Origin of the sequence: Bacillus jepli, assembly GCF_047238305.1 — a bacterium.
Classification (GTDB): Bacteria; Bacillota; Bacilli; order Bacillales; family Bacillaceae_L; genus Ferdinandcohnia.
In genome coordinates this window covers 4,553,136-4,576,594 of the sequence record NZ_JBDFMO010000001.1, presented here as the reverse complement: position 1 = coordinate 4,576,594, position 23,459 = coordinate 4,553,136, and the positions used below count along the sequence as shown (strand labels likewise).

Below are 23,459 nucleotides of genomic sequence, written 5' to 3'. Positions count from 1 at the left end.
ATTAATATAATTTTCCATTGAAATATTCTCTAAATTTATATATCATATTAACGTACTAAAGTATTTGTGTAATTACTTTTTAACTGATTAATCAACAATAAGAAACGAAAAGGGAGATGTTACTTTAAAAATGAATGATATTCTTCTACAAATAGATCGTGTTTATCAAGAGGTAATCGAATGGCGTCGATTCTTACATCAACATCCAGAACTCTCTTTTCAAGAGGAACATACATCTAATTTTGTATATGACCTGCTTGAAAGCTTTGGTGGCTTTGAATTATCACGTCCAACAAAAACAAGTGTAGTAGCCCGCTTAAAGGGAGCTAAGCAAGGAAAAGTTATTGCTCTACGTGCAGATATGGACGCATTGCCTATTGTTGAAGAAACGGGGCTTCCGTTTGCATCAACAACGAGTGGTGTGATGCATGCATGTGGACACGATGGTCATACGTCGATGTTACTAGGAGCGGCTAAGATTTTGACAGCACATAAAGAAGATTTAGCTGGTGAAATCGTCTTTATTTTCCAACATGCTGAAGAACTGCCACCTGGTGGTGCTCAAGAAATGGTTGCGGCTGGAGTACTTGATGGAGTTGATGAAGTAGTCGGTGTCCACTTATTCTCGACGGTTCCATTTGGAACGATAAACATCCGCTACGGGGCTGTTACCGCAGCAAGTGATGTATTTGAAATCACTGTTCAAGGAAAAGGCGGACATGCTTCAACGCCTCACTTAACAATTGATCCTCTTGCGACTGGTGCACAAATTGTTACAGGTCTTAATCACATTGTTTCACGTTCAATAGATCCTTTAGAGCCAAGCGTCGTGTCTGTGACTAAATTCCAAGCGGGTGGGCTAGCGTTGAATGTCATTCCAGATACCGTTGAAATTGGTGGATCCGTTCGTACGTTGAGTTCTGAAGTACGTGAACTTGTTAAAAATCGAATCATTGAAGTTGCTGAAGGGATTGCGAAAGCAAACGGCGTTGAAGTAAAGGTCAACTATACGTATGGCTATAGTTCTGTGATCAATGACAAGAAAGTGACAGATCAAGTTGTCCATGTACTAGAAGAATTTTTGCCTGACCGAACACTAGAGTGGGTTGACCCTCTTCTTGGTGGAGAAGATTTTTCAGCATTCAGTGATGAGAAACCAGGTTGTTTTGTCATTATAGGTGCAGGAAACGAAGAGAAGGGTATCACATATCCACACCATCATCCGAAATTTGATTTTGAAGAAGAAGCGTTAAAAGATGGATTGCGATTCCATGTCTTTACAGCGCTAACTTTAACCAACACTAATTAAACATTTTGAAGGGAGTTATTTATGTCTCAAAAAACGACGAAAAGGAATAAAACATTTTTTAATCGAATGCTAGATTCAATTGAGTACGCAGGGAATAAGCTACCAGATCCAATTGTATTATTTATTATTCTTTGTGTTATTACCTTGATTTCATCCTATATCACATCGTTATTCCATGTATCCGTAACACATCCCATTACAGGGGAAGAGGTAGTGGCAACTAATCTCTTAACTGGAGATGGTCTAGTTTCCATTCTATTAAATTCAGTGACGAACTTTACCTCATTTGCTCCACTTGGTATGGTTCTTGTTATGATGATCGGGATTGGAATGGCAGAAAATAGTGGCTTCTTCTCGACCATTATGAAGCGTGCTGTCATAACGACTCCTAAAAAGCTAATTATTCCTATCATTATTTTAATTGCAATTGTTGGGAATGCAGCTGGTGATGCTGGTCCAATCGTCTTGCCGCCACTTGCAGCAAGTGTATTGTTGGCTTTTGGTTATCATCCACTTGTAGGTCTAGTTATGGCCTATGCCTCCACGCTAGGAGCGTTTGCAGCGAATTTCATTATCGGGATGTCTGATACACTTGTTGCAGGCTTCACCGGTCCTGCTGCTCAGACAGTAGACCCAAATTATGCAGCGAATCCGGCAATGAACTATTATTTTATAGTGGTATCGGCCATTATCCTTTTATTTGTTTCTCTATGGGTTACACATAAATTTACTATTCCGCGATTTGGTAAATATACAGGTGAAATTGAGGCAATAGAATCGATTTCATTAGAGGAGAGCCGCGGTCTAAAATGGGCAGGAATTTCTACGGCGCTATTTTTAATAGTCTTATTGGCGCTTATTATTCCTGAGAATGGCATTTTACGTAATCCAGAAACGGGTTCGATTATTGATGGATCTCCATTAATTTCAGGGATTGTCCCCATCCTAACAATCTTCTTCTTTATTCCTGGATTCTTTTATGGACTTGGTGCTAAAACGATTACTAGTTCAAAAGATTTTGGAGAGATGCTTGGAAAGTCTATGAGTACAATGGGACCTTACATTGTTTTAGTGTTCTTTGCTGCACAATTACTTTCATTCTTCAGTGCGAGTAATCTAGGTCCAATCATTGCGATAAAAGGGGCTAATTTCCTAAATGATATTGGAATAACAGGTGTACCTTTAATCATTATGTTCATTCTATTTGTTGCATTTGTAAATTTACTAATTGGCAGTGCGTCTGCAAAATGGGCGATTCTTGCTCCAATCTTTGTGCCAATGTTTATGTATTTGGATTACCATCCAGCCTTTACCCAAGCGATTTATCGAGTTGGGGATTCAATTACAAATCCAATTACACCGATGCTCCCATATTTAGTACTTCTATTATCTTTTGCAAAGAAATACGATAAAAATATCGGGCTAGGAACATTGATTTCTGCGCTATTTCCGTACACAGTATTCTTCGGGATATTCTGGATCATAATTGCCGTAGTTTGGTACTTAGTCGGTCTTCCAGTTGGACCACAAGGCCCCATTCATTTTTAACGAGATCTAGGATTAAAACGCATGAGATCGGCGTGACATTGTTTGAATTAGGACACTCACAATGGCTATTTAAAGCTTTTGTGAGTGCTTTTTTATTTGAAATTTTTATTATCTAATACCACAATTTCCTCAGTCGAGGACTTGGCTGTTTGCTTTGTATGTTCAACTAAATGCTGAATCGTACCACAGGCTTGCTTTGCACCTAGTACAAGAAGAGGAACACCGATGAAATCAATATGAATGCCTCTTGAGAAAAAGCCACCCATTGTCATGGCAAACGGAACCGTTGGAGATGTATTGGAGAAAATGATTTTTTCTTCCTGTCCATATCTTTCTTGTAGGATTGTACTCAATTGTTTAAGAGCGGGGACGACTAATTTACTCCTCTTGCGACCAATCGAATAGACAGGATGACCATCCTCATCAATCCCGTGGAAGATCATTTTTCCAAAGTCCTTCTTAGTTAGTTTATTAAAATAATCTACATGCAAAATTTCTTCTTTCGTTAGCTTTCGATCAGTAGGAAGCTTATTTAAGTGGTAGGCTGCCGCTATTGCTGTACTATGTGTCCCAGCATAGTCGTTATAGATGTATATCATTGTGGTCCTCCTTATGCGATTCCCTTTTATTATCTCCAAAAATTTACAACCTAATGCTCAATTAGCATTTAAAGCTCCTTTTTTAAAATTCATATTTTAAACCGTTTCACTTGAAGTTGAGGACTTCTTTTTTTTGCATTAAAATGGGACAGAGGGACAGGTTCACTGTCCCAAATTTTGGGACAATGAACCTGTTCCCATGACCCACTAGGAGAAGGAATATGAAGGCAAAGTTTATTTTTATTATCGTGATGCTGATTTTTGGTAGCATTGGTTTGTTTGTGAAGAATATTAATTTGTCATCTAGCGAAATTGCATTGTTCAGGGGAGCATTTGGTTGCTTATTTTTAATTGGTGCTAGTTTTCTAGTCAAGAAGAAGTTTTCATTCAAAACGTCAAAGAAGAATCTAGTCTTACTCCTTTTATCGGGCGCAGCATTGGGGTTTAATTGGATTTTTTTATTCGAGTCTTATCGTTATACAACGATTGCGAACGCCACTCTTAGTTATTATTTTGCCCCGGTGTTTGTGATGATTTTGGCCCCTTTTATACTGAAGGAAAAGTGGAATTGGATGAAGGGGCTAGGTATTACACTTGCATTTATAGGGTTCCTTTTGGTTGTTAATCCAGGCGGGGAAGCGGCTGGAGGGGCTAAGAACCATTCTATGGGTATTATGTATGGATTATTGGCCGCGGCTTTCTACACAAGTATGATTCTCCTTAATAAATTTATTAAAGACCTTTCAGATTTTGAGACTACTATTATGCAGCTTTTGACGGCTTCAATTGTCTTGTTTCCATATGTCCTAGGAACGCAAAATTTAAATTACTCAGATTTGGAACTTCAATCTATCAGTCTGTTATTAATTGTGGGAATTGTCCATACTGGGGTCGCGTACCTCATCTATTTTTCAGTTTTAAAGAAATTAAAAGGGCAAACAATCGCAGTATTAAGCTATCTCGATCCCATTTCTGCCGTGATCATGGCGGCTATCATATTGAATGAAAGTATGAATGTTGTCCAAATGGTAGGGGGAATCTTAATATTGGGGTCTACTTTTATCAGTGAGATGAATTGGAAAAAGGGACGGAAATCATAAATGGGACTGAGGGACAGGTTCCTCGTCCCAGCTTTTCATTATTTTGATTTGATTGAAAATTACGTATTGACAATTTACTTTTTTGAGGTAAAGTTAAATCATAATTAAATATTTCAAATTTTTCTTATCCAGAGAGGTGGAGGGACTGGCCCTTTGAAGCCTCGGCAACAGACTAGTTAAAGTACTGTGCCAATTCCAGTAGCAAGAAGCTTGAAGATAAGAAGAGCGGCACTTCATTTGTCTTTTCAACCCTCTTCTTATTTTTAGAAGAGGGTTTTTGTTATGGAACGAAAAGGCAAGTCGTAAAAAATGAAAAAGGTAGGAGAAGATAAAAATGACAACAACGTTAGTAAAAGCACCATTTCGAGCAGATCATGTAGGAAGTTTATTACGTCCAGAAAGAATTCATCAGGCTAGAAAGGATTTTCAAGCAGGAGATATTACAGCACAGGAACTTCATGAAATTGAAACAGAAGAAATTAAAAAGATTGTTGATAAACAAATTGAAATTGGCTTACAAGCTGTTACAGATGGTGAATTTCGCCGCAGATTTTGGCATACAGATTTCTTAGAGTGTTTAAACGGAGTAGAGGGCTACGTTCCAGAACATGGATTTAAATTCAAGGGTGAAGAAACAGAAGCCTATGACGTGCGTGTTATCGGGAAAATTTCATTTAACCCTGATCACCCACATGTGAAAGACTTTATTGAATTCAAGGAAATCGTGGGTGACCGTTCGATTGCAAAACAAACGATTCCAAGTCCAAATCAACTTTTTAACGCTGGGATTCGCAACAAGGAAATCTATCCGAACCTTGAAGAGTACGCAAATGATATTATTCAAACCTATCGTGATGCAATCAAAGCATTTTACGAGGCTGGCTGCCGTTACCTACAACTAGATGATGTGTACATTGCAGGTCTGAATGCACCGGAAATTCCTTTTAATGATAGTGGTTCTACTCGTGAAGAATTAATTGAATTAGCGTTAAAAGTAGCCAATGGCGTACTAGAAGGCAAGCCGGAAGATTTAACAATCACAACTCACCTTTGCCGTGGAAATTACCGCTCTAACTGGGCATTCGAAGGTAGCTATGCAAAAATTGCTCCTACCCTGTTTGCGAAAGAAAAAGTAGATGGCTTTTTCCTAGAGTATGATGATGATCGTTCAGGGGACTTCACGCCATTGGAGCATATCCCAAATGACGGTCCTCGCGTTGTTCTAGGTGTATTCACATCAAAACGTGGAGAATTAGAATCTAAAGAAAATATCATCGAGCGTGTAAAAGAAGCATCACAATTTGTACCAATCGAAAAATTATGTATCAGCCCACAATGTGGTTTTGCATCCACTCACCACGGAAATATTTTAACGGAAGATGAGCAATGGGCAAAACTGAAGTACATTGTAGATATTTCAAAAGAGATTTGGGGATAAGGGCGAAGATTCCTTGTTCAATTCATTTTAAAAGTAGGGACAGTGGACCTGTCCCTACGTCCCTTTTAAAAATAAAACCAAGTAATTAGATAGGAATACTTGAACGTTAAGGTATGGGGGAAAACAGTATGTATTGTATGGATTTAACAGGAAAAGTAGCAATTGTAACTGGCGGTGCCCAAGGAATTGGAAAGGCGATTGTGGACGCTTTTTTGGACTGTGGGGCAAAAGTAGCTGTTGTCGATAAGGAAGTAATCACGAAAAATACCAATGAACAGCTTGTTTACTTCCAGGCAGATGTTACAAAAAGCGCACAGGTTGAAAAAGCAGTTCAAGAAGTAGTAAAGCATTTTGGACGTTTGGATATTTTAGTAAATAACGCAGGAATTTCAAAAATGGATTATGCCATTGATATAAAAGAAGAAGACTGGGACCTTGTAATGGATGTGAATGCAAAAGGAGTATACCTGTTCAGTAAAGCTGTAGCAAGAATCCTGAAGGAACAAGGGCAAGGTGGGAAAATTATCAATATTTCCTCACAAGCGGGTAAAAATGGGTACCGCTTAATGGGAAGCTATGTTGCTTCCAAACATGCTGTGCTAGGTCTTACTAAAACAATGGCCATTGAATTGGCTCAGGACGGAATCAATGTGAACGCAGTTTGTCCTGGTATTGTAGAAACCGACATGAAGCGTAAAGAACGAGTAATAGGTGGAGAATTAAGAGGACTTACGGCCGAGTTAATCAGGCAGGAGGACTATTCTCAGGTTCCGCTTGGCAGAACGGCTGAACCTCAGGATATCGCAAATGTTGTCGTGTTTTTAGCTTCAAACTACTCAGATTATATGACAGGTCAAGGGATTAATGTTACAGGTGGAATGACGATGCACTGATATTATTTTTTAGGATTATAAAATGAAAGGGGTAGATCGAAATGAATGATGTCAAAAAAGGAAGCCTCTCTGCGCTGTTTCCATTATTAATTTTTGTATTATTATTTGTCGGCACAGGAGCTATTTCCGGTGATTTTTCAAATATGCCATTAAACGTTGCGATTATTATTGCTTCGGCAATTGCATTAGGGATGAATAGAAAAGAAAAATTATCAACAAAAATTGATATTTTTACAAAAGGTGCTGGACACCCCAACATTATGCTATTGGCGGTTATCTTTATTTTAGCCGGTGCATTTGCTGAAACGGCAAGAGGCATGGGGGCTGTGGAGTCAACCGTCAATATGGGCTTAACCTTTATTCCTAGTAATCTATTAATGGTTGGATTGTTTATTGTCGGTTGTTTCATTTCTTTATCAATGGGGACATCTATGGGTACGGTTGCTGCACTTGCTCCAATAGGCATTGGCATTGCCGAGCAAACTGGAATACCAATGGCATTAGCAATGGGAACGGTCATTGGTGGAGCGATGTTTGGTGACAACCTCTCGATGATTTCTGATACGACAATTGCAGCGGTTCGAACACAACAAACGAAAATGAGTGATAAATTTAAAACCAATTTTCTAATTGTTTTACCTGCAGTTATTGTTTCTGCGGTCATTCTTTGGAGTGTCACTGCTGGTAATCGTGTCGAAACTTTGGGAGAGTACTCATATGAGTTTATAAAAGTAGTTCCATACCTTGCCGTTCTAATTGTTGCATTATTAGGGGTTAATGTGTTAATTGTTCTCCTAGGTGGGACCATTTTTGCAGGGATTATTGGTTTAATGGATGGTTCTTACACACTGTCTGGATTTATAAAGGCGGTTTCCCAAGGTGTTATTAATATGGAGGATTTAGCGATTGTTGCGATTTTAATCGGTGGTATGATTGGCATCATCCAGCATAATGGTGGGATCCAATGGCTTTTAAACTTTGTAACGAGTAAAATTAAAACGAAAAAAGGGGCGGAGTTTGGAATTGCTGGGTTGGTTAGTGTAACAGATTTAGCTACCGCCAACAATACAATTTCTATTATTATCACTGGTCCAATAGCGAAAAACATTGCGGATGAGTACCAAATTGATCTACGAAAATCTGCAAGTATTCTTGATATCTTTTCTAGTAGCTGGCAAGGTCTTGTTCCATATGGCGGACAAATGCTGGTCGCATCAGGGTTAGCAGCCATTTCGCCGATTAGCATTTTGCCATATTCCTATTATCCTATTGCGATTTTGATATGTGTATTATTGCCATTCTAATAGGGTTTCCAAGATTTAAACGAAATAAAACTGAAAAAGAAAAGGCTGCATAACAAACATAATAAAGTAAAAAGCGAGTACCATTTGAGAAGGTATTCGCTTTTTTAATAAAGACGGTTATTTAATAATTTCATCTATAATCCCGTATGCCTTCGCTTCTTCTGCACTCATATAATAGTCTCGATCGGTATCTTTGGCTACCTTCTCAACAGGTTGACCGGTACGATCTGCAATGATTTGATTGGTATGCTCTCGAAGCTTAAGGATGCGCTTAGCGGAAATTTCAATCTCAGTTGCTTGACCTCGCACCCCACCTAAGGGCTGATGGATCATGATTTCACTATTTGGGAGGGCGAATCTTTTCCCTTTTGTTCCGGCTAGCAAAAGCATGGCACCAAAGGATGCAGCCATACCTGTACAAATCGTTCTAATATCTGGTTTGATATATTGCATCGTATCAAAAATGGCAAAACCAGCAGATGTGGAGCCTCCGGGACTGTTGATATAAAGAGAAATATCTTTTTCAGGATCTTCCGCTGCTAAAAACAATAGCTGTGCAACTATACTATTGGCAACAGCATCATTTATTTCGTCGCCAATCAAAATAATACGATCTTTTAATAACCTCGAGTAAATATCATACGACCGTTCCCCACGACTCGATTGTTCAATTACATATGGTATCGTATTCATATTCTTTTCCTCCTTATTCGCTTGCATCTTATTATGCAGCCATAGAGACAATGCTTGAAGGAAAGTTGTAGAGACGTGATTTTTGCATAGAGCAAGTTGGATTTGTATGTTTCGATAAAGAACGGATAGAAGGTATCGTCCTGATTAATATGGATGGATCTTGAGTGTTTAAAGATTCATGTAATACTTGTTGGATTTGTTCACGATCTTCCTCTGTCCAATATTGCTCGATAGTTGGAATTCGTTCTTTCTTCGCCATTTTTTGTTTTGCACGATAAATGGTGGCTTTAACAGCAGTTTCATTTGTATTTAATAGTTCAGCTATTTCAGATAGTTGAAACTGAAACCCTTCTTTTAAAACAAAGATCACAGCTTGCTTCGGTGTTAGCTTTTTAATCAACTCTTGTACAGCCTCAAAGCGCTCTTCAATTTGCCTGGATTCATCATACCCATCATCACTAATACCTTCAAGAGACTCTTTGCTTCGTTTTCGCACCGTGTCTACCCATACATTTTTGGCAATTTTATTTATTAAAGCTGTAGAGATTGTAGGGTGGTGCCTATAATGCTTCCATGCCTTCATCAAAGATTCCTGGACGAGATCTTCTCCATCCCAGCTGTTTTGGGATATAAACTGGCAATATCGTCGAAGCACCGGATAGAGTTCATGAAGTTGTTCCTCAGTAAAAAATTCCTGCTGTTCTCTATAATCCTCTGATTCATTCCAAAGCTTATTATGCAAAACAATCACTCCTTCAGCGCGTCTCTACTTTATAAACGAATAAAAGGGTATGAAAAGATACGGGGGTAATAAATATTTTTAAGGGTTACTTAGTTTCCATTATATGCAAGGTAAAGGTCTTGAACAAGAAACCATTTGTTGGTTTTGTAAAATTATCATAAGCGTCATAAACCATTCCAAGCCTTCTTTTCCTCAAATTTAAGAAATTGAAGTCTTTCGATTCCTCAGATTTTAGGTAAAAACTTTACAATAAAAGCACTATAATTAATATGAAAATTGTAAAAATTGTGATTAATATCAAAAACATACATAACGGAGGGTATAAGATGGAATTTAACCAAATTGGTGTAATTGGTTCAGGAACGATGGGTGGTGCAATTGCCCATCAAGCTGCAATATGTGGATTTGATGTCGTACTCGTAGACGTCGATCAAAAATTTCTAGATCTTGCACAAGCACGTATCGAAAAATTAATGGATAGATCGATAAGCAAAGGAAAACTAACGCATGATGAAAAATCAGCGATTCTTTCCAGAATAAAACTAACAACCAACATGGCGGATGTGGGAGATTGTGAGGCTGTCATCGAAGCAATCATTGAAGATTTAGATGCGAAAAAAGAAATTTTTCAGCAGTTAGATGAAATATTAAAACCGGGTGCTTTAATTGCATCCAATACTTCATCAATGTCGATTACTATACTTGCAAGTGCAACAAACAGACCTGAACAGGTTGCAGGGATGCATTTTTTCAATCCCCCACAGGTAATGAAGTTAGTAGAAGTCATTAGGGGCTACAAAACGAGCGATGAAACTGTAAACGCATTCAAAGGGTTGGCAATCGCGATGAAAAAAGAGCCAATTGAAGTAAAGAAAGATGTTCCGGGATTTATTGTCAATAGAATCATGATTCCTCAATTTATTGAAGCAATCCGTTTAGTGGAAGAAGGAGTTGCTACTCCAGAAGACATTGATAGGGCAGTTACTTTAGGACTGAATTATCCGATGGGACCATTTACTCTACAAGACTATGCAGGAGTCGATATTGGGCTTCATGTTATGGATTATTTTTACGAAGAATTCAAGGATCAACGATTTGCCGCACCCCTTACATTGCGTAATTTAGTTCGCGCAGGCCGAGTTGGTAAGAAAGCAGGAGCAGGCTGGTACGACTATAAAAATTAATAAACAGAAAGGTTGTGTTACGTAATAATGGATACAATTCAATACCTTACAAATGATCAACATATCGGGATTGTCTATTTAAATCGACCTCCATATAACCCGTTAAGTAGCCAAGTTTATAAAGAATTATTCACTTTATTCGAAGAACTAGAAAAGGATTCAGAGGTTCGCGCCATCATTCTTACAGGAAAAGGTGACCGCGCCTTTGCAGCAGGTGCAGATATCAATGAAATGGTCAATTTAGATGGAGCCGACATGATGGAGATGTCAAGAATCTCTCGTCTTGCCTATGACAAAATTGAATCCATTTCAAAGCCAGTAATTGCCGCAGTTAACGGGCTTGCTTTAGGTGGTGGATGTGAATTAGCACTTGCGTGTGATTTCCGAATCGGCTCACCAACGACAAAGTTTGGATTGCCTGAAATTAATTTAGGCATTATCCCTGGTGGCGGTGGCACGCAACGTCTTCCACGTTTAATCGGTCAAGCGAAAGCAAAAGAATTGCTCTATTTTGGTGAAATGATAGATGCTGAAAAAGCACTTGAAGTGGGCTTAGTCAATAAGGTGGTAGAGTCAGAGCGCGTACTTGAAGAAGCGGTTGAATGGGCGGAAAAATTAGCACAAAAACCAAGGATTGCTATGAAAATGCTAAAGACTTCTATTAACCGAGGGACAGAGGTGGATTTACAGGCGGCCTTAGACCTTGAAACTGCTTGTTTTGGAAATGCATTTGCGAGTAAGGACCGTGTAGAAGGCATGAAGTCTTTTGTAGAAAAGAGAAAGCCACAATTTGTTGGAAGGTAAGGTGAAGTACATTGAGTAAAGAAATTGTTGTTATTGATGGTGCACGTACTGCATTTACAGAATTCGGTGGATCATTTCGTGATGTATCTGCGATTGACCTCGCTGTACATACAACGAAGGAAGCAATGCGCAGGTCATCTATCCAGCCGGAAGAAGTGGATCAAGTAGTAATCGGAAATGTTATTCAATCCAGTACTGACGCAATTTATATGGCAAGGCATGTCGGGTTAAAGTCAGGCATTCCTGAGCATGTGCCTGGATTAACCGTCAATCGACTTTGTGGCTCAGGCTTACAAGCCATCGTTAATGCTGCGCAATCTATTAAACTAGGAGAATCCAATGTTAGCATTGCGGGTGGTACAGAAAATATGAGCCAGGTTCCACATGTCGTTCGTGGTGCCCGATGGGGCTTACCTCTCGGAAAAGCGCCAATGGAGGATTACCTCTGGGAAGCTCTCTATGATCCTTATGGGAAATGCTCAATGGCCATTACAGCGGAAAACCTTGCCGAAAAATATGAGATTTCAAGAGAACAAATTGATGAGTTTGCCTCACAAAGTCACAAGCGTGCATTAGCAGCACAAGAAAATGGTATTTTTGCAAAGGAAATTGTACCAGTAACGGTGAAAGTAAGAAAAAGTGAAAAAGTAATCGATCAGGACGAACATCCACGTGATACCCCAGTTGATGTTCTAAATCGATTATCAGCTAGATTTAAAGAAAACGGTGTAGTTACGGCTGGGAATGCAAGTGGCATAAATGATGGCGCAGCGACGATGGTCGTCACTTCTAGTGAGTATGCTCAAAAACGAGATCTAAAACCATTAGCAAGATTGGTTTCATGGGGGATTGTTGGCGTTGAGCCAAAGTACATGGGAATCGGACCTGCCCCAGCCATTCGACAGGCATTAGAACGTGCCAATATGAGAGTAGAAGATTTAGATTTAATCGAAATCAATGAAGCTTTTGCTGCTCAATACCTAGCTTGCCAAAAGGAACTAGGCTTTGACCCGAGCATTGGGAATGTCAATGGTGGTGCGGTTGCATTAGGTCATCCACTTGGAGCAAGTGGTGCAAGAATTAGCTTATCGCTCATATACGAGCTTAAGAGAAGAAATAAAAAATACGGCGCATCTGCATTATGTATTGGTGGAGGCCAAGGAATCGCTGCGATTTGGGAAGTCTTGTAGTTTTCATCAGTTGGGGCTTAGCCCTGACTGATTAAGGAAATTCTTGTTATTGGGGTGAATTACATGAAAAAAGAATTAAGCAAACTTAGTGTTTCGGAGCTTTTGGAAAACGTTTGCAAAAAGGATCCTCATCATGAAGTTTCATACGATGGTTACACACGGCTGTCCTATCAGGAATTATGGGAGAAATCTCTTAATCTTGCAGCTTCACTACAAGAAATCGGCATTATAAAGGGAGATAAAATTGCGGTTTGCTTACCAAACTGGAATGAATTTGTCGTGATTTATATGGCTGTTTCACATCTAGGCGGTGTGATCGTTCCTTTCAATACTCGTTACCGACAAGATGAAGTTGAGTACATTTTACGTAATTCTGAGGCTAAGATTGCTTTTTTTACCGAAGAATTTGGTGGAGTCAAACATTATGAACAATTCAGGTTAGCAATTGAGCGTGTTAAAAGTCTTGAAAGACTCATTACAGTTCGGTGCGTGAAAGATGGCCATATGAGTTACGAACAATTACTAGAAAGAGTCGACGATCAACTCTTCTCCCCTATCAGAATCGATTCGGAAAATGATATTTTCTGTATCTTGTATACTTCAGGTTCTACAGGTGCACCAAAAGGGGCGATGCTTACCCACAGTAATTTCGTGAACACCGCGATCATTACTGCTGAAGAGATGAAGTGTACCGAAGATGATGTCTTTTATGTAGCTGTACCACTATTCCACGTATTTGGTATGGTACCAAGCATTCTAAGTACGATTGCCGTAGGGGCTCGGATGGTCTTGGCAGAAAAATATAATGCTAAAGAAGCATTGGAAACCACACAAAACGAAAGAATCACGGTTAAGCATGGCGTACCAACGATGTTTATTTTAGAGCTGAATCATGCTGAGTTTAAAAATTATGATCTGACTTCACTAAGAACTGGTATTATCGCAGCGGCCCCATGTCCTGTTGAAATTGTGAAGCGAATCCGTACAGATATGGGCTGTGACATTGTCGTTTGCTACGGTTTAAGCGAGACATCACCAACCCTTACCATGACGGCATTTGAGGATGATGACCAAATTCGTGCCGAAACAGTTGGAAAGGTACTACCAGGTGCTGAAGTGAAAATTGTTAACGAATTTAAGGAAGATGTTGGTCTTAATGAGGTTGGAGAAATAGCTTGTCGTGGGTTCGGTATCATGAAGGGTTACTACAATATGCCTGAGAAAACGAGAGAAGCATTAGATAAGGATGGCTGGTTTTATTCCGGAGACCTTGGCACATTAGACGAGCAAGGAAACTTAAGAATTGTTGGTCGTAAAAAAGAAATGATCATTCGAGGTGGCTACAATATCTACCCAAGAGAAATAGAAGAAGTCTTCTATACACACCCAGATGTAATGGAAGTGGCAATAGTTGGACTGCCTGACACTGTTTTAGGTGAAATCTCTTGTGCTTGCGTAAAAATCAAGCCAAATACTTCACCAAGTGTCGAAGAGCTTTTGGAGTTCGTAAGAGCAAAAGTTGCAGACTATAAAGTCCCAGATAAATTGCTGATCATGGATGAATTTCCGATGACAGCCAGTGGGAAAATTAGAAAAATATCACTTCAGGAACAATTAAAAGAAAAATTGGGGGCAGAATTACGATGAGAAAAAAATCTTGGGTCTGGTCATTTCTGGTCATTTGTTTAAGTGTATTTGTTATTGCAGGCTGTAGCGGGGGGGCACAACAAACAGATGGAGAAAACAGTGGAGGCGATGCTAAGCCAAGTGGGGAATCCTCAGATACAATTAAAATCGGTGTTATCGTTGCGGATACTGGTCCAGCATCTGCGTTAGGTAAACCTGAAGCAGACGTTGCGCGATTATTAAACAAACAACTTAAAGACAAAGATTTTAATGGGAAAAAGATAGAGCTTATCATCGAGGATTATGAAACAGACGATACAAATGCAGTCGTGCTTATGAAAAAAATGATTTCAGAACATAATGTAACGGCTGTAGTTGGTGGAACTCAAACAAGTACGAGTGTGGCACTTATGGGTGTGGCTGCTGAAAATAAAATTCCACTCGTTGCATTAGGTGTACTGAATGATGACCAATTTAATGAATACACAGTTCAAGCTCCACAAAGTAACGAAACAGTTCTTCAAAATGTGATTGATTATTTAAAAGATAACAATATTGATAGTGTTGCTTGGATCAATGCAAGGGATGGTTTTGGTCAAACTGGACTTCCTGTTTTTGAAGGAATGGCAAAAGAAAATGGTATTGAAATTGTAGCAAAAGAAGACTTTGATGCTGAAGCTACTGATATGACTGTCCAATTAACGAAAATTAAGCCGAAAAATCCAGGTGCCATCATTATTTGGTCACGTCCTCCTGGAGCAGGAATTATTGCGAAAAACTACTCCCAATTAGGGATTGATGTTCCAATGATCCAAAGCCATGCTGTAAGTAATCAAGGATTCTTAGATCAAGTTGGAGCAGATGGGGTAGGGGTACTGGTTCTTGGAAGTAAATTAAATGTTCTTGATTCATTAGATGACAATGAACAAACTCAGCTCTTTAAAGACTTTGCTGAACCATTTATGAAAGAGTACGATTATAACCCAGGCCCATTCGGTGGCTACGCGTATGATGGCATTCAAATGGTGCTTCAAGCTATTTCTGAAGGTAACACGGATTCCGATTCCATTAAGAAATATTTAGAAACAATCTCCTATAAAGGTGTTACAGGAACGTATAATCTATCACCAGATAATCGTAATGGGGTTGAAGGTGATGGTATGGCCATCCTTAAGGTTGGGGAGAACGGTTGGGAATTAGAATAGTTTCGTAGATAGTCAATTGAAGCATGTATGATGTGAGTCATGCATGCTTTCTGAGTTCTTTCGTTAAAGGAGGGTTACAATGGATGCCGTTATTCAATATTTGATTACAGGCTTAACTACCGGAAGTATCTATGCATTAATCGCGATAGGGTTCGTGACGATTTACAATGTGACAGGCATTATTAACTTTGCCCAAGGTGAATTCGCGATGCTTGGCGCGATGTTTTGCATCACTTTTTCCAGTCTTGGATTACCGATATATGTTGCTATTTTACTAGCCGTGTTATGTACTGCATTGATCGGATTTGGTATTGAGAAACTTGCAATCGCACCAACGAAAAATGCAAGTTTTATCAACTTAATTATCATTACAGTTGGATTATCGATGGTTCTTAAAGCAATTGGATTATTTGCTTGGGGGACGTATCCGAAGTCTCTTCCTGCTTTTTCAGCCAATAACCCAATTCAAATTATGGGAGCCGTATTAATGCCACAGAGCATTTGGGTCATATGTACTCTATTTTTCTTACTCGCACTTCTTTACTTCTTCTTTGAAAAAACAATTACTGGATCGGCGTTAAAAGCATGTGTTGTTAATCCAGTAGCTGCTAGGCTAATGGGCATCAATACCTCATCCATGTCTACATTAGCATTTGTCTTAAGTGCAGCCGTAGGAGCTATTGCTGGGATTGTAATTGCCCCTGTAACAGGTGCAACCTATGATATGGGATTAATGCTTGGATTAAAAGGCTTTATGGCTATGATTATTGGAGGGATGACAAAAGTTCCTGCTGTAGTAGTTGCAGGCTTTTTAATTGGAATTATTGAATCTTTTTCAGCAGGATATATTTCCACTTCATACAGTGATGCGATAAGTTTTGGAATTCTATTACTTGTTCTATTTGTTGCACCAAATGGAATTATGTCAAAAGTTATTGGGAATCGCGTGTGAGGAGAGGGGTGAATGAACATGTTGTATCCTAGTCGAACGAAACCACTGATTGTCATGTTTATCACGATAATCGTTCTTCCATTATTATTCAATAATTCTTATATGCTAAGTCTATTTATCTTAATTGGAATTTATAGCATGGTCACAATTGGATTAAGTCTTCTAATGGGGTATGCAGGACAAATATCGCTTGGGCATGCAGCATTCTTTGGATTAGGTGCTTATATTACAGGAGTTTTAACGACAAGTTATCAAGTGTCTTCATGGATTGCACTCATTGTTGGTGTACTAGTAACTGGCCTGTTAGCCTTTATAATCGGAATTCCTATATTAAAATTGAAAGAACATTTCTTAGCATTTGCAACTATTGGTGTCAATGTCATTGTATTTATTTTATTACTAGGACTTACCGATATTACCAAAGGAGCTGCTGGCTTATCGGGAATCCCAAAATTGAATCTTTTTGGGCTCGTTTTACAACAAGAGTTGAGCTTCTACTATTTTATTTGGGGGATTGTCGTGTTAATCGTAATATTTTCCCTGAATATTGTACATTCACATGTTGGAAGGGTGTTAAGAGGCATTCATGATAGTGAGGTGGCAACAAGGTCTTTAGGAATCAATGTTGCAAAGTTTAAACTTCATATTTTTGTATTAAGTGCCATTTTTGCGGCAGTTGCAGGAAGTATGTACGCTCATTTTATGAACTTTATTACACCTTCTACCTTTCACATATTAGTCTCTATTCAATTTTTAGTAATGGTTGTAGTAGGTGGGTCTCAATCCATTTGGGGAGCAATAGCAGGCGCCTTTTTAATGACGATGCTTGGTGAATGGGTAAAGGATTACCTTCCATTGCTATTCAATGTAAGTGGAGAAGTTGAAATCATTGTGTATGGTCTTGTCCTAATCCTTGTCGTTATGTTTATGCCAAAAGGACTTATCCCAACAGGTGCCACCCTTTATGAACGGGTTAAAGATAAAGTTCGTCCGGTAACAAGAAAGGAGGACGTTGTCGTAAATGAAAACAACCATCCTGCAGATTAAGCATTTAACGAAACGATTCGGGGGAATTGTAGCAGTAAACGATGTCTCTTTCACAATGAATCAAGGAGAAATACTTGCTGTTATTGGTCCGAATGGTGCTGGGAAAACGACGTTATTTAATATGATTTCCTCTGTTCTACCAAGTACTAGTGGTGAGGTTTGGTTTATGGAGGAAAAGCTTAATGGAACGCCGGTTCATAGTTTAGCTTCTAAAGGGATTAATCGTACGTTTCAAAACCTTCAAATCTTTGATAATATGACCGTTCTTGAGAATGTAATGCTCGGTGTTCATCCGCAAATGAAAACGAATGTTTTTCTTGCCGCATTAAGAACAAATGCGGTAAAAAAGGATGATAAAATGGCAAAACAGCTTGCTGAGGAAGCTTTGGATAAGGTCGGAATCCTTGACCAAGCAGACCAAATTGCAGGAAACCTACCATATGGACTGCAAAAGCTTTTAGAAATTGCACGGGCAATCGTTTCGAAACCAAAACTTGTTTTACTTGATGAGCCAATGGCTGGGCTGAATGATGGAGAAGCCTCAAAGGTTGCCGATATCCTTCTCGAGATGAAGCAAGAAGGTTATTCATTTCTATTTGTGGAGCATGACATGAATACAGTCATGAAAATAGCAGATAAGATTGTTGTAATTGACTTTGGAAACAAGATTGCAGAAGGGACACCAGATGAGATCAAGAAAAATCCAAAGGTGATTGCTGCTTATTTAGGGGAGGAAGTACTATGACACTCCGCACAACCAATCTTACAACCTATCATGGTAGAGTTAAAGGAATAGATGGAATCAATCTAGTTGTGAATCCTAGCGAAATTATTTCGATTATCGGGGCGAATGGAGCGGGAAAAAGCACTTTACTCGGAACGATTTCGGGTATCTACAAGCCAACGGAAGGTGAAGTCTTTTATAATGATACATCTTTAACGAGAGTGAAGTCTCATAAAGTAGTCGAACAAGGAATTTCTCTTGTTCCTGAAGGACGTCAAATCTTTTCGAATCTAACAGTTAAGGAAAATCTGATTCTAGGAATGTATTTTAAATACCGAAAAGAAAAACAGATTGTTGCCACCAAAATAGACAGAATGATTGAGATGTTTCCGGGTTTACAGAAGCATATGAATAGCGTTGCAGGAACATTAAGTGGAGGAGAGCAGCAAATGCTGGCCATTGCAAGGGCATTGATGTCTGATCCAAAAGTGATCCTTCTAGATGAGCCTTCAATGGGATTAGCGCCATTAATTGTAAAAGAGATCCTTGATATTATGAAGCAAATTAGGGATGAGTTTGGAGCAATGGTGATCCTAGTTGAACAAAATGTAAAAGCAGCCTTGAGTGTTGCTAATCGAGCATATGTTATGGACCGGGGCAAATTTGTCCTTGAAGGCAGAGCAGATGAATTAATTCAAAATCCACTAGTTCAATCCACATACTTAGGCTATACGGAGAATGTCATATAGAAGGGTGATATAAGTGAGTTTTATCGTAACAGACGAACAGCAAACAATAAGGAGCTTTGCACGTGACATCGCAAAGAATGAAATTACACCGTTTGCACGACAGTATGATGAGGAAGAAGAATTTCCGTTAGAAATCATAAGAAGATTACATGAAGTAGGTTTATCGAACCTAGCAATACCTGAAGAATATGGTGGTCCAGGAATCGATAAGCTCTCTCACGCTTTGATCGTTGAAGAAATTGCACGAGCATGTGCGAGTGTTGCAACAAGTATCGAAGCGAACTCTCTTTCCTCATATCCTATCCTTGTAGGGGGAAGTGAAGAGCTTAAGAAAAAATATCTTCCGCCACTAACAAGAGAAGGGAAGTTTGCTTCTTTTGCCCTGACTGAACCAGGTGCTGGTAGTGATGTTAGTTCCTTAAAAACGTCTGCAATCAGAAGTGGTGAAGAGTACATATTAAATGGAGAAAAATGCTTTATTACAAATGCAAGCTATGCTGACTTTTTTGTTGTGTTAACCCATGTTAAAGATAGTGGTTTTACTGCTTTTGTTGTAGAGCGAGATTCAGAAGGGCTACAGGTGGGGGGCAAGGAGAAAAAGCTTGGCTTACGTGCCTCTAATACTGCATCTGTTATTTTCGAAGACGTTCGAGTCCCAGCTTCAAACCGTATTGGTGCGGAAGGTGAAGGCTTAAAAATCTTTTTACAAGGCCTAATGAATGCAAGACCTATGGTCGGGGCTCAAGCGGTAGGAATCGCCCAAGCTGCCTATGAGGACGCGCTTGCTTACTCAAAAGAAAGAACCCAATTTGGAAAAACGATATCTAATCTTCAAGCCATCCAATTCATGCTTGCTGATATGGCGATGAATATTGAGGCTGCGAGGCTCCTTGTTCATCAAGCCGTCCATTTATTACAATCGAATACACCATCCATCAAGCATGCTTCCTTTGCCAAATGCTTTGCATCTGATACGGCGATGAAGGTAGCAACAGATGCCGTGCAAATTTTTGGAGGCTATGGATTTATTCGTGATTACCCGGTAGAGAAGTATTTTAGAGATGCAAAAATCATGCAAATTTATGAAGGAACTAATCAGATTCAACGAGTTGTAATTGCCAAAGAAATCCTTAAATAGTTGTTTTTATATATGATGAAGAAGGAATTTAAAGCATAGAGTGGAATTAATATAGAAAATAGGGGTAGAAGGTGGCGATATATTTTGGAATTAACTCAAAAACGAGAGAAGTTAATGAAAAAAATAGATAATCATTTACGTGCGATGGCACGCCACCTTGTTACATTTGATACGATTGAAGAAACGCTAGATTACTTATTAGAAGGATTTTATAAGGAATATGCATGTGATTTAGTAGGAGTTGTCCTTTATGAAAAAGGAAGACTCGTCCCCAAGGTTTGGAAGGGAGATCAGTTCACAATCGACCAAACACTCCACTTAGATGTCAGGGACTGCTCTCCTAAACTTCTGAAAAACGCAATTTGGTGGCAGAAGGATAAACGTGAAGAAACGAACTGTGCTTTTCATACTGCCATTAAGAATGAAAATCTATCAACATGGTTTACAGTCCCCCTGCATAATCTTCACGAAAGCTTTGGACTTTGCGTAATTGGCTTTCGTGAATTTATTCCATTAATTATTGAAGCCGAACAAATTTTTACAGAGTTCGGGCATGATGTTGCATCATCATTGGTCCTTGCTCGAGAAAAGGAAAGTCAAAAAAGAAAAATGAAGGGGATTGAATGGATTAAAGAGAATATCCTCCCGAACTCTTCAATTAATCATATTATCGAGAAGGTCGTCGAACGAGCCTGTAAAGGGACTCAAGCAAGTGGTGCCTGTGTTTACTTATATGATGAAGAAAATACATGCTTTGATCTCCACCCCCCATGGTATGGGCCAGTTGGACATCCAATTAAGATAAAAATAAATTCAAATAAATCATTGGATTCCTATTTTCCATATGTTGAGGTTTCAGGAGGAACTGAACTCACAGTTCCTTTACTTGTTAATTTAAAGACAATTGGAGTTATTTATGTAACGACCGGTGGAGAAGGGTATTTTACCGAAGAGGACCTGGAATTTCTGAAATTTGTTTCGGACTTTGTTTCCATGCAAATCGAAAACGCAAGACTTTATAAGTTTGAATACGAAAGTAAAAAAAGTCTTGAAACCATTTTAGAGCATCAACAGGAATTAGTGAAAAAGACAGTAAAAGGTGCGGATTTGGTTGAGATTACAAATACAATAAGCGCCATGATTGATAGTACAGTATTTTTATATGATAGGTTTATGAATCCGATCACCTCAAAGGTAAAAGGAGAGGAAAGACATCTTCAAAACGGATACCAACATGAAATCAAGAAGATGAAAAACGAAATCACAAAGCTTAGAGCTGAGAATTTGACAATTACAGTGAATGACACAGACTTGCATGTACTCCCCATTTTACAGGGAACTCAGGCTCTGGGGTATATGATCGTAAGTCTATACCAGAAAAAAATGCACCGTCTCATTCGCCTAACGATTGACTATGTTTTAAATGTGTACGCAATTGAATTTATTAAACAAAAACTCGTTCTGGATACAAAAGAACAAATTCAGGAAGGTTTCATCAATCAATTGTTCACTAAGACGATTGAAAACCCAGAGAAAATCATACAATATGCGACTCTAACCAATTGGGATATACTTGAACCCCATACAGTTGTAGTATGCTCCTACTTAACAGAAGATGATGATAATATCGTGTTGATTGAAGCGAAAAAATCAAGGGTTTGGGATCAAATAAAGTCTGATTTATCCTTTCATTATAAAAACATCATTTTTAGCCGTAAAAGTGATGATTTTATCATCATTGTTCAAACACCGAACGAGCAAAACTTCTGGGAACGACTCTATGCAAGTATGTCTGAAGTTATTAATAAAGTGGAACCTACGCTCAATCTTTATGTAGGAATTGGCGGCAATATATCAAAACTAGATGACTACTACGATAGTTACATGAAAGCCTCAAAAGCAAAGAATGTCATTATGAACCGCAATCCGAATGGTGGCTATGCCATATATGATAACCTTGGGACCTATACCATTTTAAGTAATACAAGTGATGCGCAATCGGCCAGATTATTTATCAAGAAAAACCTAGGCACATTAATACAGTATTCAGATAAAAATAATGTTGATCTTTTCAGGACATTAAAGGTTTTTCTACTTCATAATGGAAACGTAAGGGAAGCCTCTAATGCATTATTTATTCACCGAAGCACGCTCGAATATCGGATTGATCGCATCGCAGAGCTATTAAATGTAGATTTAAATGATGCAGAAGTACGTTTTGAGCTCTTAATGGCTTATAAACTATACCATCTCTTTGACTTCAATTCATCTGAACTGATGTAAGTATTTTTGGATTTTTTTAGATTGAAAATTGACATATAGTGCAAAGGATTCAATAACATAAATTATTTAAAAACTATTGATATGGAGATAGTTATTTTATCCAAGTGCTATAGTATAAAAAACAAAACAAAAGGTGGCCAACCATGTTACAAAAACTTTCTGCACAAAAGCATTGGCAACCATACAAGGGGCCATTTACAATCACACGTATACAGCCGGGTGATATTTTAGTGGAGAATGAAGATTTTGCGTTCGGCCCATTAAGTATTATCGATCATGCTGTGATGAAAAAAGGACTAACGATAAAGATGCATGAGCATGTGAACGATGAGATTCTGAGCTATGTATGGCGTGGTACGATGCATCATAAGGATTCAACTGGTATAGAGGTGCCGATAACGCCTGGACACTTAATGATGATGAACGCAGGTCGGAGCTTTTGGCATGAGGAAAAGGTGAAAAATGATCAAGTCGAAATGCTGCAAATTTTTGTTCGACCTCATGAAACCGATCTTGAACCAACTATTCAATTTCATGAAAAGCCAATTCGCAATCGGGACTGGTATTTGATGGTGGGACCTGAAGAAAGTCAGGCGCGACTGAAAGTTAGACAAAATGTCTATATTCTTGATGCACATCCGAAGCAAGGAGATCAATTAGATATCCCTGTCTATCAAGGGTTGCAACCATTTTTATATGTCTTGGATGGTGAGTTAAGTATCGGGGACATTCAGATTCAAAAAATGGAAGCTGTTACGGATTTAGTAGAGCCTCTACCTCCAATAACTGCAGTAGAAGATACAACTGTATTGCTATTCTTTGTCGACATGAATGCACCAGTGTCGATGGAGGGAACGATTAGTGGGAAAAGAGCATATTAGTGGGACGCGGGGACAGGTCCCGCGTCCCAAAATTCTCATGAAAACAAGGG

Annotated in this window: 20 protein-coding genes, 1 pseudogene and 1 riboswitch; of the genes and pseudogenes, 18 read left to right on the top strand and 3 right to left on the bottom strand. The window is 38.9% G+C overall.

Features of this window, described 5'->3' with window-relative positions; all coding sequences use genetic code 11:
• Positions 1–130: 130 nt before the first annotated feature.
• Together ABC371_RS23255 and ABC371_RS23250 are read left to right on the top strand one after the other, a co-directional pair.
• On the top strand, positions 131–1,309 hold the full coding sequence (locus ABC371_RS23255; RefSeq protein WP_412898984.1) for a M20 metallopeptidase family protein: 1,179 nt from the start codon (positions 131–133) through the stop codon (positions 1,307–1,309).
• A gap of 21 nt (positions 1,310–1,330) precedes the next feature.
• Positions 1,331–2,857 (top strand): AbgT family transporter, encoded by a 1,527-nt coding sequence (locus ABC371_RS23250; protein WP_412898983.1) that lies wholly within the window; start codon positions 1,331–1,333, stop codon positions 2,855–2,857.
• A 92-nt stretch (positions 2,858–2,949) separates the two neighbouring features.
• On the opposite strand, the gene ABC371_RS23245 is transcribed toward ABC371_RS23250, so the two are convergent.
• Positions 2,950–3,456, bottom strand: coding sequence for a DUF3189 family protein (locus ABC371_RS23245; protein ID WP_412898982.1), 507 nt, complete (start codon positions 3,454–3,456; stop codon positions 2,950–2,952).
• A gap of 221 nt (positions 3,457–3,677) precedes the next feature.
• On the opposite strand from ABC371_RS23245, the gene ABC371_RS23240 reads away from it, so the two are divergent.
• From ABC371_RS23240 to ABC371_RS23225, 4 genes and pseudogenes are all read left to right on the top strand, one after another.
• The gene (locus ABC371_RS23240; RefSeq protein ID WP_412898981.1) at positions 3,678–4,556 is read left to right on the top strand and encodes a DMT family transporter; all 879 of its coding nucleotides are present in this window, start codon (positions 3,678–3,680) and stop codon (positions 4,554–4,556) included.
• A 121-nt stretch (positions 4,557–4,677) separates the two neighbouring features.
• A riboswitch (SAM riboswitch) is annotated at positions 4,678–4,779 on the top strand.
• Positions 4,780–4,890: 111 nt separating this feature from the next.
• Positions 4,891–5,994, top strand: a complete 1,104-nt coding sequence (locus ABC371_RS23235; protein WP_412898980.1) for a 5-methyltetrahydropteroyltriglutamate--homocysteine S-methyltransferase — start codon at positions 4,891–4,893, stop codon at positions 5,992–5,994.
• 128 nt (positions 5,995–6,122) lie between these two features.
• Positions 6,123–6,887 carry an SDR family NAD(P)-dependent oxidoreductase gene (locus ABC371_RS23230; RefSeq protein WP_412898979.1) on the top strand — a complete coding sequence of 255 codons (765 nt, stop codon included), beginning with the start codon at positions 6,123–6,125 and terminating at the stop codon, positions 6,885–6,887.
• Positions 6,888–6,928: 41 nt separating this feature from the next.
• Positions 6,929–8,244, top strand: a pseudogene (locus ABC371_RS23225) (Na+/H+ antiporter NhaC family protein).
• A 64-nt stretch (positions 8,245–8,308) separates the two neighbouring features.
• On the opposite strand, the gene clpP reads toward ABC371_RS23225, so the two are convergent.
• On the bottom strand, positions 8,309–8,911 hold the full coding sequence (gene clpP, locus ABC371_RS23220; protein WP_412898978.1) for an ATP-dependent Clp endopeptidase proteolytic subunit ClpP: 603 nt from the start codon (positions 8,909–8,911) through the stop codon (positions 8,309–8,311).
• Positions 8,912–8,915: 4 nt separating this feature from the next.
• A complete protein-coding gene (locus ABC371_RS23215; RefSeq protein WP_412898977.1) occupies positions 8,916–9,626 on the bottom strand; it encodes a sigma-70 family RNA polymerase sigma factor in 711 nt (236 codons plus the stop codon).
• A gap of 326 nt (positions 9,627–9,952) precedes the next feature.
• On the opposite strand from ABC371_RS23215, the gene ABC371_RS23210 reads away from it, so the two are divergent.
• From ABC371_RS23210 to ABC371_RS23155, 12 genes are all read left to right on the top strand, one after another.
• The gene (locus ABC371_RS23210) at positions 9,953–10,810 is read left to right on the top strand and encodes a 3-hydroxyacyl-CoA dehydrogenase family protein (RefSeq protein WP_412898976.1); all 858 of its coding nucleotides are present in this window, start codon (positions 9,953–9,955) and stop codon (positions 10,808–10,810) included.
• A 27-nt stretch (positions 10,811–10,837) separates the two neighbouring features.
• Positions 10,838–11,614, top strand: coding sequence for an enoyl-CoA hydratase/isomerase family protein (locus ABC371_RS23205; protein ID WP_412898975.1), 777 nt, complete (start codon positions 10,838–10,840; stop codon positions 11,612–11,614).
• Positions 11,615–11,625: 11 nt separating this feature from the next.
• A complete protein-coding gene (locus ABC371_RS23200; RefSeq protein WP_412898974.1) occupies positions 11,626–12,804 on the top strand; it encodes an acetyl-CoA C-acetyltransferase in 1,179 nt (392 codons plus the stop codon).
• A gap of 63 nt (positions 12,805–12,867) precedes the next feature.
• Positions 12,868–14,451, top strand: a complete 1,584-nt coding sequence (locus tag ABC371_RS23195) for an AMP-binding protein (protein WP_412898973.1) — start codon at positions 12,868–12,870, stop codon at positions 14,449–14,451.
• Entirely contained in the window at positions 14,448–15,635 is a 1,188-nt protein-coding gene (locus ABC371_RS23190; protein ID WP_412898972.1) for an ABC transporter substrate-binding protein, read from the top strand. Before ABC371_RS23195 ends, ABC371_RS23190 begins: the two co-directional genes overlap by 4 nt.
• 79 nt (positions 15,636–15,714) lie before the next feature.
• On the top strand, positions 15,715–16,587 hold the full coding sequence (locus ABC371_RS23185) for a branched-chain amino acid ABC transporter permease (RefSeq protein WP_412898971.1): 873 nt from the start codon (positions 15,715–15,717) through the stop codon (positions 16,585–16,587).
• A 12-nt stretch (positions 16,588–16,599) separates the two neighbouring features.
• Positions 16,600–17,634, top strand: coding sequence for a branched-chain amino acid ABC transporter permease (locus ABC371_RS23180; RefSeq protein WP_412898970.1), 1,035 nt, complete (start codon positions 16,600–16,602; stop codon positions 17,632–17,634).
• Positions 17,609–18,379: an ABC transporter ATP-binding protein gene (locus ABC371_RS23175; protein ID WP_412898969.1), complete on the top strand. Its 771-nt coding sequence runs from the start codon at positions 17,609–17,611 to the stop codon at positions 18,377–18,379. Before ABC371_RS23180 ends, ABC371_RS23175 begins: the two co-directional genes overlap by 26 nt.
• Entirely contained in the window at positions 18,376–19,107 is a 732-nt protein-coding gene (locus ABC371_RS23170) for an ABC transporter ATP-binding protein (protein ID WP_412898968.1), read from the top strand. Before ABC371_RS23175 ends, ABC371_RS23170 begins: the two co-directional genes overlap by 4 nt.
• Before the next feature lie 13 nt (positions 19,108–19,120).
• Complete coding sequence (locus ABC371_RS23165) at positions 19,121–20,245, top strand: acyl-CoA dehydrogenase family protein (protein WP_412898967.1); 1,125 nt, start codon at positions 19,121–19,123, stop codon at positions 20,243–20,245.
• Between the two features lie 84 nt (positions 20,246–20,329).
• On the top strand, positions 20,330–22,528 hold the full coding sequence (locus ABC371_RS23160; protein ID WP_412898966.1) for a helix-turn-helix domain-containing protein: 2,199 nt from the start codon (positions 20,330–20,332) through the stop codon (positions 22,526–22,528).
• A gap of 143 nt (positions 22,529–22,671) precedes the next feature.
• Positions 22,672–23,409 (top strand): pirin family protein, encoded by a 738-nt coding sequence (locus tag ABC371_RS23155; RefSeq protein ID WP_412898965.1) that lies wholly within the window; start codon positions 22,672–22,674, stop codon positions 23,407–23,409.
• The last annotated feature ends 50 nt before the right edge of the window (positions 23,410–23,459 follow it).